Origin of the sequence: Rhizobium sp. BK529, from assembly GCF_014194105.1 — a bacterium.
In the GTDB taxonomy this organism is placed as follows: Bacteria; Pseudomonadota; Alphaproteobacteria; order Rhizobiales; family Rhizobiaceae; genus Rhizobium.
The window spans coordinates 437,717-451,391 of sequence record NZ_JACIAU010000003.1 but is presented as its reverse complement, the minus strand read 5'-3'; the positions used below and the strand labels follow the sequence as shown (position 1 = coordinate 451,391).

The 13,675-nt window shown below is 58.8% G+C and carries 14 protein-coding genes; 9 read left to right on the top strand and 5 right to left on the bottom strand.

Features of this window, described 5'->3' with window-relative positions:
* Nucleotides 1-5 precede the first annotated feature (5 nt).
* Nucleotides 6-938: an AraC family transcriptional regulator gene (locus FHX08_RS22105; protein ID WP_132656716.1), complete on the bottom strand. Its 933-nt coding sequence runs from the start codon at nucleotides 936-938 to the stop codon at nucleotides 6-8.
* 120 nt (nucleotides 939-1,058) lie between these two features.
* Here FHX08_RS22105 and FHX08_RS22100 point away from each other — a divergent pair, with 120 nt between their 5' ends.
* Complete coding sequence (locus tag FHX08_RS22100) at nucleotides 1,059-1,397, top strand: carboxymuconolactone decarboxylase family protein (protein ID WP_132656715.1); 339 nt, start codon at nucleotides 1,059-1,061, stop codon at nucleotides 1,395-1,397.
* 60 nt (nucleotides 1,398-1,457) lie between these two features.
* Nucleotides 1,458-2,411 (top strand): dicarboxylate transporter/tellurite-resistance protein TehA, encoded by a 954-nt coding sequence (gene tehA, locus FHX08_RS22095; protein ID WP_132656714.1) that lies wholly within the window; start codon nucleotides 1,458-1,460, stop codon nucleotides 2,409-2,411.
* Here tehA and FHX08_RS22090 read toward each other — a convergent pair.
* From FHX08_RS22090 to FHX08_RS22080, 3 genes are all read right to left on the bottom strand, one after another.
* On the bottom strand, nucleotides 2,408-3,250 hold the full coding sequence (locus FHX08_RS22090) for an endonuclease/exonuclease/phosphatase family protein (protein ID WP_132656713.1): 843 nt from the start codon (nucleotides 3,248-3,250) through the stop codon (nucleotides 2,408-2,410). The two genes, tehA and FHX08_RS22090, sit on opposite strands and share 4 nt — an antisense overlap.
* A gap of 94 nt (nucleotides 3,251-3,344) precedes the next feature.
* Nucleotides 3,345-4,808, bottom strand: coding sequence for a phospholipase D-like domain-containing protein (locus FHX08_RS22085; protein ID WP_132656712.1), 1,464 nt, complete (start codon nucleotides 4,806-4,808; stop codon nucleotides 3,345-3,347).
* A gap of 177 nt (nucleotides 4,809-4,985) precedes the next feature.
* A complete protein-coding gene (locus tag FHX08_RS22080) occupies nucleotides 4,986-5,225 on the bottom strand; it encodes a hypothetical protein (RefSeq protein WP_210288353.1) in 240 nt (79 codons plus the stop codon).
* 320 nt (nucleotides 5,226-5,545) lie between these two features.
* Between FHX08_RS22080 and FHX08_RS22075 the strand changes: the two genes are divergently transcribed.
* A complete protein-coding gene (locus tag FHX08_RS22075; protein ID WP_132656710.1) occupies nucleotides 5,546-6,364 on the top strand; it encodes a DUF1206 domain-containing protein in 819 nt (272 codons plus the stop codon).
* Nucleotides 6,365-6,412: 48 nt separating this feature from the next.
* Here the strand turns inward: FHX08_RS22075 and treZ are convergent, their stop codons facing one another.
* A complete protein-coding gene (treZ, locus tag FHX08_RS22070) occupies nucleotides 6,413-8,239 on the bottom strand; it encodes a malto-oligosyltrehalose trehalohydrolase (protein ID WP_132656709.1) in 1,827 nt (608 codons plus the stop codon).
* Nucleotides 8,240-8,357: 118 nt separating this feature from the next.
* Here treZ and FHX08_RS22065 point away from each other — a divergent pair, with 118 nt between their 5' ends.
* The 6 genes from FHX08_RS22065 (at nucleotide 8,358) to FHX08_RS22040 (ending at nucleotide 13,663) form a co-directional block, all read left to right on the top strand.
* The gene (locus FHX08_RS22065) at nucleotides 8,358-8,999 is read left to right on the top strand and encodes a UdgX family uracil-DNA binding protein (protein WP_132656708.1); all 642 of its coding nucleotides are present in this window, start codon (nucleotides 8,358-8,360) and stop codon (nucleotides 8,997-8,999) included.
* Between the two features lie 142 nt (nucleotides 9,000-9,141).
* Nucleotides 9,142-9,459, top strand: a complete 318-nt coding sequence (locus FHX08_RS22060) for a DUF2934 domain-containing protein (RefSeq protein ID WP_132656707.1) — start codon at nucleotides 9,142-9,144, stop codon at nucleotides 9,457-9,459.
* 313 nt (nucleotides 9,460-9,772) lie between these two features.
* Nucleotides 9,773-9,946, top strand: a complete 174-nt coding sequence (locus tag FHX08_RS22055) for a hypothetical protein (protein ID WP_165911946.1) — start codon at nucleotides 9,773-9,775, stop codon at nucleotides 9,944-9,946.
* A gap of 155 nt (nucleotides 9,947-10,101) precedes the next feature.
* A complete protein-coding gene (locus FHX08_RS22050) occupies nucleotides 10,102-12,819 on the top strand; it encodes a response regulator (RefSeq protein ID WP_184327641.1) in 2,718 nt (905 codons plus the stop codon).
* A gap of 173 nt (nucleotides 12,820-12,992) precedes the next feature.
* On the top strand, nucleotides 12,993-13,307 hold the full coding sequence (locus FHX08_RS22045; protein WP_132656706.1) for a plasmid stabilization protein: 315 nt from the start codon (nucleotides 12,993-12,995) through the stop codon (nucleotides 13,305-13,307).
* Between the two features lie 65 nt (nucleotides 13,308-13,372).
* A complete protein-coding gene (locus tag FHX08_RS22040) occupies nucleotides 13,373-13,663 on the top strand; it encodes a DUF3175 domain-containing protein (RefSeq protein WP_132656705.1) in 291 nt (96 codons plus the stop codon).
* The last annotated feature ends 12 nt before the right edge of the window (nucleotides 13,664-13,675 follow it).

Here is a 13,675-nt window from a genome sequence, read left to right as displayed (position 1 = left end):
GGCCATCATTGCTGCCCTGCCTGCCTTGCCTGTTCCGCAGCGCGGTAACGGGCCGGTGTTATGCCCCGTCGTGCCTTGAAAGCCTTGCCAAAGGCTGCTTCGGATTCATAACCGACCTCTGCAGCAATATCTGCAACCGTTCGCCGCGTCCGAACGAGCAAGTCGCTCGCCAGCATCATCCTTATATCGGTCAGGAATGCGCCGACTGTCATTCCCGACCGCTCTCGGAATTGGCGGGCGTAGGTGGCCCGCGACATGGCCGAATGGCGGGCAAGCTTATCGATCGTCCAGGCAAAAGCCGGCGTGGACATCATTGCCGCCGCGGATTTGCCGAGCCTCGCATCAGCAAGCAACTGCAGCAGACCCGAGGATGCGACAGGCGAAGTCTTGCCGGCCCTCACTGCCATGATGAAGAGCGAGAGGCAGGTTGCAGCGATGATCGCCAATGCTCCTGGCTTCTCCTCAGCCGTTTCCCTATAAACCATGGCGACCATGGTCTTCAGCAGTTCCTCCGATTCCGCGACGAGCGATACGTGAAAGACGTCGGGAAGGCTGTCGAGTAACAGGGCGGCCGCCCCCGGGGCGCAATCGAAATGGCCGCAAAGGAGGTCGACATCAGGCTCGCCTTCGCCGTTTTCACGCAAGAGTAACATACCGCTCACGGTAATACGCAGAGGCTGCGCCTCGCCCCGTGGTCGTAAGCCGACGATCACATGCGCATCCCCCCGCGGCAACAACAGGAAATCGCCGGACCGCAAGGTGACCTCACGACCGGAACCGAGGCGAATGAGGCAGTCGCCGCCGAGGATCAGATGAAACGGCAATGTGCCCGCTGGAACGGGCTCGTGGTCGATTTGAAATGCGCCCTGCAAGCGGCAGCGGATATCGAGCGTCGGCCGCAGGCGGGCAAGTTCGATAAGGCGGCTTAAGACATCCATGAGACGATCGCGCTAGAACATGAGCTTTCTAAGCATTCAAAGTATCGCTGCTCAAGGTCATAGTCGCTTCCAACAGCTGAGGCAATGATGCCGTCGCTGATTACAGATGGAGTGACTTCCATGTTGGACTGGAAAGAATATCGGGACGAGCTCTTTGGCCGGATCGGCGAACTCGCCAAGGTCGTGCCCGAGACGATTAAGGGCTACCAGACCCTTTCAACGGCTGGCCAGAAGACCAATCATCTGGACGCCAAGCAGCGCGAGCTGATCGCCCTTGCCGTAGCCGTTACCGTCCGTTGCGACGGTTGTATCGTGGTGCATACGACCGAGGCTCAGAAGGCGGGCGCCACCAAGGAGGAAATTGCGGAGGCCCTTGGCGTCGCGATCTCTGTGAATGCTGGTGCGGCCCTTGTTTATTCAGCCCGCGTCATGGACGCTGCAGACGCCATCGCAAAGTAATCGTACCGCCTGTCTCGCCGGCAGAGCCGTAATCCTGCCGGACAAACCCGGAGAAACCAAATGTCGCTGCCCCGCATACCTGCTGCATTCTTTGGCATTGTTCTCGGTGTTGCCGGGCTCGGCAACAGCTGGCGCGCCGCCGCCGTCTGGCCTGTCGCACCTGACGTGGGCGAGACGATCAATCTGCTTGGCTTCGCCATCTGGCTCGTCCTCATCGTCCTCTACGCCGCAAAATGGCTCGTCGCGCCCAACGAGTCGATCGCGGAACTGGAGCATCCAATCCAATGCTGCTTTGTCGGTCTTATTGGTGTTGCAACCATGCTGGCCGGACTTTCCATCCTCCCCTATTCACGTATCGGAGCCGAAGCACTTGCTTTGGCGGGGTTTGCAGCCGCGTTGTTTTTCCTGCTGTGGCGAACCGGGCTGCTGTGGCGTGGTGGACGTGATCCGGTCAGCAACACGCCGGTTCTCTATCTGCCGACCGTCGCCGGTTCTTTCGTGACGGCAATAGCAGCCGGTACCCTTGGATACGCCGACTGGGGCCAGCTTGCCTTCGGGGCGGGCTTCTTTTCCTGGCTCGCGGTCGAATCCGTGCTTCTGCACCGGCTGCTGTTGGCGCCGGAGCTTGCCGCACCGCTGCGCCCCACGCTCGGTATCCAGATCGCTCCGCCTGCTGTCGGCAGCGTCGCGTACCTCAGCGTCACTACCGGCGCGCCCGATATGCTCGCGCATGCAATGTTCGGCTATGCCATCCTACAGGTGCTGATTATCAGCCGTCAGTTGCCCTGGATCATGCAGCAACCCTTCGCAGGCTCTTACTGGGCCTTCACCTTCGGACTGACGGCGCTTGCGACTGCCGCCTTGCGGATGACTGCACGCGGCGATACCGGAGCGATCGGCCATCTGGCTCCCGTAATCTTCGTGCTGGTCAATATCGCACTTGCGCTGATTGCGATCGGTACGCTGTGGTTGCTGATAAGGGGCAAGTTCCTTCCCGCACCCGTCCGGGCTTAAACGCCCGGACGTCCGGCAGCTTTCGCCAATTCCTGCCGCAGGTCGACCACCGCCTTGATCGGCAGGTGGTCGGACGCCATGCGGGCGAGCGGGGTGTCGTGCACCTCCACGGCGGAGATGATGCCATTCCTATTGGCAATGATGCGGTCGAGCGCCAAAACCGGCAAGCCGGCAGGAAAGCTCGGAACGGCGGGCGGTAACGGACCGAAGGCCATCTGGAAGGTATTGAGAGAGGAGCGGTCGCCGAGCCGCCATTCATTGAAATCGCCAAGAAGGATGGTCGCCATCTCGTGGCGATCGCTGATGAGATCGACCAGCGTCCTTGCCTGTTGTGCCCGCGAATGGCGCAGGAGCCCAAGATGGGCCGCAATGATGCGTAGCTTGCCGCCGGTCTCAAGCTCTATCTCCGCAACCAGCGCGCCGCGCGGCTCCAGCCCCGGCAACGTCACCTGATGCACATCATGCACCAGACCCTTGCGAACGAGTACAACATTGCCGTGCCAACCATGCGCTTTCACCGACCCTGAGATCGGAACGGGCACAAGGCCGGTCTCGCGCTCCAGCCGGGCGAGATCGAGAATGCCGGTACGCTCGCCGAAGCGGGTATCGGCCTCCTGCAGTGCAATGACATCCGCATCGATTTCATGGATGACACGGCTTGTGCGTTCCGGATCGAAGCGTCGGTCGGTGCCGACGCATTTATGGACATTGTAGGAGGCGATCAGCGTGCCTTCGCCGCGGGGCTTTGGTCCCGCCCTCCAAATCTCGACGCGTTTCTTCCTGTTTCTGATAGAGGCGATGATACTCGCGGGAAGGCTGTCTTTCTTTTTCGCTTGCATCGGGAGGAATGATGGCTCCATTGCTCGAAAAGCTCTTCTTCACGATTATAGGCAGCACGACAAAACTTGCCATGCTGCAGTCTGCAAAACTCGGTCAAAGATAGGGCGAGCCCAGCCACAACACCTTTTCGAGAAGCCGTACCAGGAAGGGCCGCGACCGCAGCCCCTCGAGCGTAACCGGCGTCGCGGACTTGATAGCAGCGTCGATGCGCTCATCGATTTCGGCAGCAAAGCCGGCATTCAGCACTTCGAGATCGACCTCGAAATTCAGCCGCAGCGATCGCGGATCGAGATTCGAGGAGCCGATATAAGCCCAGGTTCCGTCGATGGAGAGCAGCTTGGAATGGCTGAAGCTACCAGTCGAGCGCCAGATGCGGCAGTAGTTCTTGACGATCTGATCGAATTGCGCCGTCATCGCCCGGTCAACCAGTACGAGGTTGTTGGCGGCGGGCACGACGATATCAACTGCCACGCCACGCCGGGCCGCCGTCGTCAGCGCGCTAATCAGCTCCCGATCCGGCAGAAAGTAAGGCGACATGATCCGGATCGACTGGCGCGCTACAGAGAAGGCGCCCATCAACATCTTATGGTTCGTCTCAACGCTCCGGTCCGGTCCGGAAGCAACGACGCGCATGAAGACCGGATCGCCGCGCTTGCGCTCCGGTCGGTCGATGCGCCAAGCCTCGCCGTTCAGGACTTCGCCTGTCGTAAAACGCCAGTCTTCAGCAGCAACGTCAAAGAGATCGGCTACTGCCGGACCGCTGACGCTAAAGTGCGTGTCATGGGCAAAACTCTCGCCGACCGTTTCCTCGCTGAAGCCCTCGCGGATATTCATACCGCCCGTCAATGCGATCTTTCCATCCACGATCAGGATCTTGCGGTGTGTGCGCAGGTTTGCATAAGGCAGCCTCAAGCCCATGATGACGTTGCCATTGAAGACATCAACCGTCACCCCGCCCTCTTGTAAATGACCGAGAATACTCGGCACCGAATAGCGCGCGCCGACCGCATCGATCAACACGCGCACCTCAACGCCGCGTTTGACGGCTGCAATCAGTACATCGGCGATGCGAAGCCCTACCCTGTCGCGGTCGAATATATAGGTTTCGAGCAGGATGCTGCGTTCGGCGGTCTCGATGGCCGTCTTCATCGCTGCATAGGCCTCGTCACCATTTTCCAACATGTCGACGGTGTTGCCGGTCGTCAGCGGGTAGCGCGTGATGCGATCACCAAGCGTCTGCAAAGCAGCAAAGCGTCGGCCGAACTGGCTGATGACGGCATCCGACTCCGCATCGAATTTTTCGAGTTCGTGCAGATCGGCAGCCGGCAGCAATGCGTCACGGCGAAGGCTCAGCGACTTGCGGCGGATGCGGTTGATGCCGGCAATCATGTAAAGCAGCGCGCCGACGATGGGCGAGAGAATGATGACACCGACCCAGCCGATCGCCGCCCGCACCTCTTCCTTGGTCATGGCAGCGTGGATCGCCGCCGCTGCCCCCATGGCAATCGAGATGACGAAGAGGATATGCGGCCAGTAGGTCGACAAGAGTTGGAACATCGTGTCCAGAAATTGTGAGTGTGGCCGGTATCAGTTGCACGAAAACCCTAATTAGCGGTATCAACGCACCAGTCGAGCGGCGTGACTCAAAAAATATCCGCGAACCGCGACTTTCCATAGCCTTTGGGAAACAGCAGCTTTTTATACATCACTTCGTCTGCGCTCGTACCGATGGTGCTATTGGACGACGAGGCGTTCGCTGTCGGAACGCTTTTCCCGACAGGTATAGGAATACATGAACTGGATTCCGAGCTCCAGCAGAAGCTCCGCCGTCTGAAGCTCGCATTTGGAAAGATCGCGTCCACAGCCGCGGATCGTACAGGCTATCGCTTTCGAGTCTCGGGCAAAACGCGTGTCACCATCTTCTTCTGCTTCTTGCCCGAAAGCTTCAAGGGCTTCTACGACGACATCCGCCATGCTCGCACGTTCCTGCAGCGTCATGTCTGCGAGTGCTCTAGATAAAGCCTGCACGTAATACCTCTCTTTCACGCGCACAATAGAACAGCGCTACGCTGTTCGGCGCGGCATTAGGACAGAATATGAGGGAATATGTTCGAATCCTTATATGAGTTCTCGAGCAACGAGCACAACCACCGAGTTCTGCTAATTCGTCAAAGCAGCATAGAGCCTCATGCAGGGCGTCGAGCCAACGGAAGTCCTTTCAAATTCGATAGCCGGCACAAACTTTTCGTGTTTCGACGCGTTACTTATCGGTCAGAAGCACGCGCGGGGACAGGATGCCACGAGAGTTTCGTTTCGATTTGCTTGCCAAGAGTGGCTATGTGGCCCGCGGCATCGTCTTCCTCCTCGTCGCCGGGCTTGCTCTCTTCTCAGGCGTAGCAGGCGGCCGACCGGAGACAAAATCGGCACTTTCAACCTTGCTGGAGCAACCATTCGGCCGCATTTGGGTTGGCCTCATCGGCCTCGGGCTTCTGGGGTTCGTCGCCTGGAGGCTTGCTCAATCGCTCGCAGACAGCGACGGACATGGCTCCGGCGGAAAGGCTATCATGATCAGGATCGCTCTATTCGGAAGTGCAGTGATCTACCTTGGGCTCGCGGCTTACGCGCTTGGGCACGCCTTGCTTTTTGCCGGCGGCAGTGACGAGCCGGGCGAAAAAGGGCTTGCGGCATGGATCATGTCGAAGCCATCAGGATCTTACCTGGCGATCGCGGTCGGCGTCGGTTTTATCATTGGTGGCGGGATTACTGCTGCCAAAGGATTGACGAAGAAATTTGAACGATATTTGCGCATTCCTGACGGGGGCCTTCTCGCTTCGATCTGCATCTATGGCCTTGTTGCGCGTGGGCTTGTCTTTGCGGTTACTGGCATTCTCTTTGCCTATGCGGGCTTTCGCGTGGATCCGGATCAGGCCGGCAGCATCGCCGACGCGCTGCAGTGGCTGAGGCAACTGCCCTTCGGCTCGATCCTCTATATCGCAGTCGCCGTCGGTCTTGCCGCATTCGGCTTCTATAACCTTGTCGAAGCGCGTTATCGCGTGGTACGGAAACCGTCTCTGGATGATGTCAAACGCGTGCTGCCGACGCGTACTATCTAACGGCAGCTGTTTGGGAATTCAGTCCCTTACGGCCTTGGACAGTACGCCTCATTCGGCTTCGATATCGATGGCGAAAATGACGGAATGCGGGGGCAGCTCTCGATTCTCTGAAGGCCTTGCTCCTCTGCTGTAGTGCTCGTAGATTACCGTCCCGGGAACCGACGGCAGGTCCAGCGGCTGTTCTGCCAGATTGGCGCGCAACCCCAACGTCAGGTTCGAAAATTTCCACCATACGGCAACACCTCCTTCAGGTGCTTCTAACGCTCCGCTCGCAATGACCCAGCTCTGCCGCAGCAGCGGCACGATATAGGTTCTGCGCAGCTTCAGGAGCTCGGCGACAAAAGCCAGGCTTTTCCGACCCTCTTCGCTCTCCCGCCATTGCCAATCGAGTTTCGAATTCTCGAAGGTCGAAAGGGCATTCGGATCGGGCAGATCGGCCACGGCTCTGCCGGCCTTCAATCCGCCGAATCCTTCAGCTTCCGCCATGCGCCCCTCGCGCACGATTTTTGCGAGCTCACCCCCATAATCGGTGAAGAAATGGAAGGGACGCCGCTCCCCATACTCCTCCCCCATGAAGAGAAAGGGGACGTGCGGCGAGAGCAGGAGTATCGCCGTCAGCGCGTCCAGCATATCGGGATCGGAAAGGCTCACCAGCCGCTCGCCGAAGGCCCGGTTGCCGATCTGGTCGTGGTTCTGGAGGAAATCGACAAAGGCAGTGGGCGGCAGATAGCGACGCTCGCCGACAGGCAGTTCCGGCGGATCGGTGCGATCTGGATAGATGAAACCGTGCTGAAGCGCCAGCCGAAGCTTATGCCAAAGCTGATCGGAGAAAGGCTCGTAATGGCCAATGGTTTCCCCGGTCGCGATGATGTGCGCGACATGGTGGAAATCATCGTTCCATTCCGCCTCGTAGTTTTTGGGAGCGCCGTTCTCGTCACGGGCCAGCAACTCCACGAGATTGCGCTGATCTTCGACGATGAGATGCACTCTCCTATCGGCGAAGGCGGCGTTTACTTCGTCGGCAACGGCTAAAAGCACATGCTTTTCAGAGGTGTCATGGATCTGCTCCACGGCATCGAGCCTGAGCCCGTCCAGCCGGAACTCGCCGATCCAGTAGATTGCATTCTCGATGAAAAAGCGCCGCACCGGCTCCCGCTCGAAGTCGATTGCTGCGCCCCAGGGCGTTTCGCGGTCTTTGCGGAAGAAGCTAGGCGCATAGCTGTGGAGATAATTACCCTCGGGTCCGAAATGATTGTAGACCACGTCGAGTAGTACCATGATACCGAGACCGTGCGCGGTATCGATAAAGGCCTTGAAATCGGCCGGCGCGCCATAAGCGGGATGCGGCGCGTAGTGCAGTACACCATCATAACCCCAGCCTCGATCGCCAGCAAACTGCGCGACAGGCATGACTTCGATAGCCGTGATGCCGATTTCTGCAAGATGCTTCAGCTTGTCCGCCGCAGCCCGGAACGTACCCTCGGGCGTAAAAGTACCGATATGGATTTCGCTGATGACCGCCTCTTCCCAGGGGCGACCATGCCACTGGAAATTCTGCCAATGATAGGTGGGATCAACGATCAGCGAGGGGCCATGCACGTTACCGGCCTGCGCTCGCGCAGCCGGATCAGGTACGGCCTTTCCATCCGGCAGAACGAACATGTACTGATCGCCCGCGGACGCTTCCGCCGCGATTAGCTCGAACCAGCCGCCACCGATATTCTCCATGGGAACATCGCGGCCGCGATGCCGCAGCGCAATTGCATCTTCGCCAGGCGCCCAAAGACGAAAACGCGCGCTCCCGTCTGCGAGTAGCATTACGCCCCAGGTTCCGGCGCTTTCCATGATGATGTCGGTCTTTGAAATCTGGTTCATCCCTCACCCCGCGTAACTTCCAATCAGCATCAAATTCCTGAAGCTGTTGGTTGTTCCGAACAGACAGGAACAATGCCCGGCGCAATCGGTTGAGGGTGAAAGCCAAGGAATTGCCGCCATGAACGTCGCATCGAAATTTGGACCTGCCTTCACGCTTGAAAGCGCTGACGCCACCAACCTCGATCAGCTTAGACACCAAGCGGAGGGCTGCACGCGCTGCGAACTCTACAAGAACGCCACGCAGCTGGTCTTTGGCGAGGGATCGCAAAAGGCCGAGATCATGCTTGTCGGTGAACAACCGGGCGACAAGGAGGACATCGCGGGACGCCCCTTCGTCGGACCGGCAGGTCGTTTGCTCGATCTCTGTCTGGAGGAAGCAGGGCTTGATCGTTCACGCTGCTACGTCACCAATGCCGTCAAGCACTTCAAGTTCGAGCCGCGCGGCAAGCGCCGCCTGCATTCGAAACCCAATGCCGGGGAAATCCAGCGGTGCTCCTGGTGGCTTGGAGCGGAGATCGAGATCGTGCAGCCCAAGCTGGTCATCGCGCTAGGAGCGACAGCACTTTATTCTCTTCTCGGTGCGAAAGTGAAACTGACGCCCGAGCGTGGGCATATCCTGACGCCGGCAAATCATCCCCCGGTTCTCGTCACCATTCACCCTTCCTTCCTGCTGCGGATTCGCGAATCTGACGACGCCGATAGGCAGCGCGCGATTTTCGTCGAGGACTTGCATAAGGCTGCGCAATATCAAGGCAACTAGCACTGGCTGTTGCCTATAAATATTGCAGCGCAAAAATATTCCCGACGCGGGTGACGAATAGGCTTGAAAGCGGCTCCGGAGTCTGGAACTTTTTCCCCAGTATCGCGTTCGAACGACGGCATGTTGTGACTGGAGATCAGCGATGGCAGAAGCTCGGGAAGAGTGGATAAAAAAACGTGCATATGCCCTTTGGGAAGAAGAAGGGCACCCGACAGGGCGAGACTCCATCCATTGGGAACAGGCAAGGGCCGAGCATGATGCGCTCAAGGGGGCCTCGAAGTCTGCAAACGGGAAGGAAGTGAAGCCTCGGGCGAAACGGGCGGCCGCCGCCAAGACAGCAGAGTCCACCAACGGTGGCGAAGCCAAGGCGAAGGCCAAGCGGACAGCGACGAGCACCAAGGCCGGCGGCATTGTCAAACCGGCGCCGAAACGCACGGTCGCTCGCAAGTCGGCTTCCTGACGAGAAGCATTCAAAATTTAATGAAAAAGGGTGCTTAAGCGGCACCCCTTAACCCTTTGTGTCATAAGTTTGAATTAGTTGCGCGCTATAAATTCTCTGAAGCGGGGGGACCACAAACCGAATGAACCGTCTGTCTGGACAGCTTTATAAAAAAGTTGCGTCCACCCCTCGAAACGGGGAACAAGGACATCTTCTGACTGTTTGTGGGCAAACAGGGGAAGTTACCATGAACAGCCATTTTGCCTGCGCCATGAACACCCCAGCTCCTGCGGCTGCCGGCCGGGCTTTGGCAGTACTGGTGTGAGGCATGGAGATGTCGCTGCTTCTGATCGCCGCTTTGCTCTACATCGTCTTTGCGCTGGGGCTTATCCTTTTCGTCGATAATATGGTCGGCGTATTTTTTCGTGATCCGCATAAACCGATCCAGCTTCGTTCCTTTGCTTTGAGCCGCACTTTTATCGCCTCGCAGAAGCTGGACCAGGAATGACAATATAAATAACCTTTTTGCGAGTAATCGGACATCTTGCCCGGTTAAGGATATTTGAAGTTCACCCTTTCCCTCGTGCCGCACGCCTCTATTTTGTCGCCATGGACCGGCAGATCCGGCGATGATGATGCCTACAGGAATGAAAGCGATTTTTGATGGCACGGGTTGGGGGCCGCTGGCCGGAAGGCAATAGCGAAATCGGAAATTTGCTGCGCCGAAACGGCCTGAATGCAGCCGGCATCGGGCCAGTCGAAGCATGGCCAAGTTCACTGCGGCATATCGCCGAAATGGTCGTCAATTCCCGCCAGCCGAAATTCGTCGCCTGGGGTCCTGAGCTTGCCTTCATCTACAACGACGCCTATGTGGCAATCTTCCCGGACCGGCACCCTGCTGCTCTCGGAAAACCCTTTCAGCAGGTCTGGTCCGATATCTGGCCTCAGTTCCAGCCGATCGTGCAGGCGACGCTCGACGGCCAATCACAACTCTACAAGGAACTTCTCGTTCCGATGCAGCGCGAAGGCCGGACGGAAGACGCTTGGTTCACCTTCTCCTACACGCCGCTGCGGGACGATCACGGCAAAGTCGCCGGCATTCTTTGCGCCACCATGGAGGTGACGGATCAGGTGCTTGCCAAGCGGCGCGAGCGAGCCGCGCTGGATGAGTCACGGGAAAAATCAGCCACACTTGCCGTCGTCAACCGCGCAGGAGCGGCGATCACCGCGGAACTCAATGTCGACCGCCTGACGCAGATCGCCGTCGATGCCGGCGTTGCGTTGGCAGGCGCCGAATTCGGCGCCTTCTTCTACAATGTCGATGATGGCGAAGGTGGCAGCTACATGCTCTATGCGCTGTCGGGCGTCGATCGCAGACATTTCGACCGGTTCCCCATGCCGCGCAACACCAAGGTCTTCGCGCCGACCTTCAACGGCGAAGGGGTGATACGCTCGGACGATATTCTGCTCGATCCGCGCTATGGACAGAATGCGCCGCATTCCGGCATGCCGAAAGGCCACCTTCCTGTCCGCAGCTATCTCGCCGTGCCGGTCAAGTCACGCGACGGCAGCGTCATTGGCGGACTGTTCTTCGGTCATAGCCAGCCAGCCCGTTTTTCGGATGCGGTGGAGGCGAGCCTCGTCAGCCTGGCGGGCCAGTCTGCCGTTGCGATCGATAATGCCCGGCTCATCCGCGCCGCCGAGGTGGAAATCGCCCAGCGTCGCGAGGCCGAAGACCAGCTCCGCAAGCTGAACGAAACGCTCGAGGTTCGCGTCGCGGCCGAAATCCTCGAACGCCAGCAGGCAGAAGCAGCCTTGCAGCAGGCGCAAAAGATGGAATCGATCGGCAAATTGACCGGCGGCGTGGCGCATGACTTCAACAATCTGCTGCAGGTCATATCCGGCAATCTGCAGCTCCTTGGCAAGGACGTGGCGAATAGTGGCCGGGCCAAGGAGCGCATTTCCAACGCGCTGTCCGCCGTCGAGCGCGGATCGCGGCTCGCCAGCCAGCTCCTCGCCTTCGGCCGCCGCCAGCCGCTGGAGCCGAAGGTGATCAATATCGGCCGCCTTGTCTCGGCCATGGACGACATGCTGCGCCGCTCGCTCGGCGAAGAAATCGAGGTGGAGACCGTGGTTTCCGGCGGCCTCTGGAACAGTTTTGCCGACCCGATCCAAATTGAGAACGCATTGTTGAACCTTGCAATCAATTCACGCGATGCAATGGATGGCGCAGGCAAACTGACGATCGAAGTGGGCAATGCCTTTCTCGACGATTCCTATAGCCGCATTCATCCGGAAGTCGCTGCCGGCCAATATGTCGTCCTTGCCGTCACCGATACAGGCTCCGGCATGACACCTGAAGTCATCGAGCAGGCTTTCGAGCCGTTCTTCTCCACCAAGCCGGAGGGCAAGGGTACAGGCCTCGGCCTGTCCATGGTCTACGGTTTCGTCAAACAGTCTGGCGGCCATGTGAAGATCTACAGCGAGGTCGGCGAAGGCACGACTGTCAAGCTTTATCTTCCCCGTTGCTTCCAGAGCGAGGACCGAATCGCCAACGGCGACAACGTTCCCGCAACCGGCGGCGCCGAGACGATTCTGGTCGCCGAAGATGATGAAGGTGTGCGCGCAACCGTGGTCGAGATGCTGACTGATCTCGGCTATTACGTACTAAAGGCCAAGGATGCGCAGAGCGCATTGACCGTTATCGAGAGCGGCGCGCATATCGATCTGCTCTTTACGGACGTCGTCATGCCCGGTCCACTGAAGAGCCCGGAACTCGCGCGCATGGCCCGCGAGCGCCTGCCCAATATTGCCGTGCTTTATACGTCAGGCTATACCGAAAATTCGATCGTCCATGACGGCCGGCTTGACCCCGGCCTGGAGCTCCTCTCCAAGCCCTATACACGGGAGGCCCTGGCGCGAAAGGTCCGCCACGTCCTCATCAATCGGGCTGAACGACACCAGACCAATCCGGTGGCTCTGCCAGGCAGCGGACGGCTGCGCGATGTCGCTAAGGCCAACCTGAAGCTTCTACTGGTCGAGGATGATGTTCTCATCCGCATGGATACTGCCGAAATCCTGCAGGATCTCGGATATGACGTGATCGCTGCCGACAGCGGTGAACAGGGCGTCGAATTCTTGCGCACGACCGATATAGACATCATCGTTGCCGATGTCGGGCTGCCGGGCATGTCCGGCCCGGCCTTTGCGGCTCTGGCGCGCGAAGCCGTCCCTTCGGTCGGTCTCGTCTTTGCGACCGGCAACAGCAACCTGCCAGACGCGAACCGTTTTTCCGGCTCCGTGCTGCTGCCGAAGCCGTTTTCCACGGCCGCACTCGACCACGCAGTAAAGACCGCCGCACGCCAGCGCCCCATCGTTTAGTCCTGATAGCCTCAGGCGCCTCGAGTTCTCGATATTTCCAAATAGATCGTCGCCATTCGTACCGTTGTCGTCGCGGACAACCAGTTCGGTTGGCAGGCCGCGGCAGTCAGGACGGCCCCGGAACTTTTTGGATGGCCAGCGGTTGGACCTCATTCGAACCAGAGGAGGCAGCCATGCCGAGAGGTGACAAATCCGCTTATACTGACAAGCAGAAGAGGAAGGCCGAGCATATCGAGGAAGGCTATGAGGACCGCGGCGTATCCCAAGAGGAGGCCGAACGCCGGGCATGGGCAACCGTCAACAAGGAAAGTGGCGGCGGCAACAAATCAGGCTCTGGTCGCGGCAAGAAGGATACGCACGAATCCTCCAAAAAAGGCGGCCGCATTGGCGGTCATGCTTCGGCATCCCGGTCGAAGGAAGAACGTTCCGCGTCCGCAAAAAAGGCAGCCGCGACCCGCAAGCGCAACGAACACCACGCCCATCACTGACGGCGTCGTCAAACACCAATAATCCAGCAAGCGGCCTAGCGCCGCTGCTGTTAAGGACAGTCACCATGGCGAAAGGAAAGACGAAATGGTCACAGGATGTGACCGATAACAGCGACGCCTTAGATCTTGAGAAGGGGGTCTTCACATCCGACGATCCGAAGAAGATTGCAGATTCACTCAAGCATTCAGCCGAAAGCAGCCCTCGGCGTAAATCCAGCCCGTTCCGCTCGGCCATGTCGATGCTGAATTTCTACATCAACCGCGCCGGTAAGCAGTTGACGAAGAAGCAGAAGAACACACTTGAAAAGGCGAAGGAAGAACTCCGCAAGGATTTCGGCCGCGAAGCCAGACACTAAGCAATTACGAGG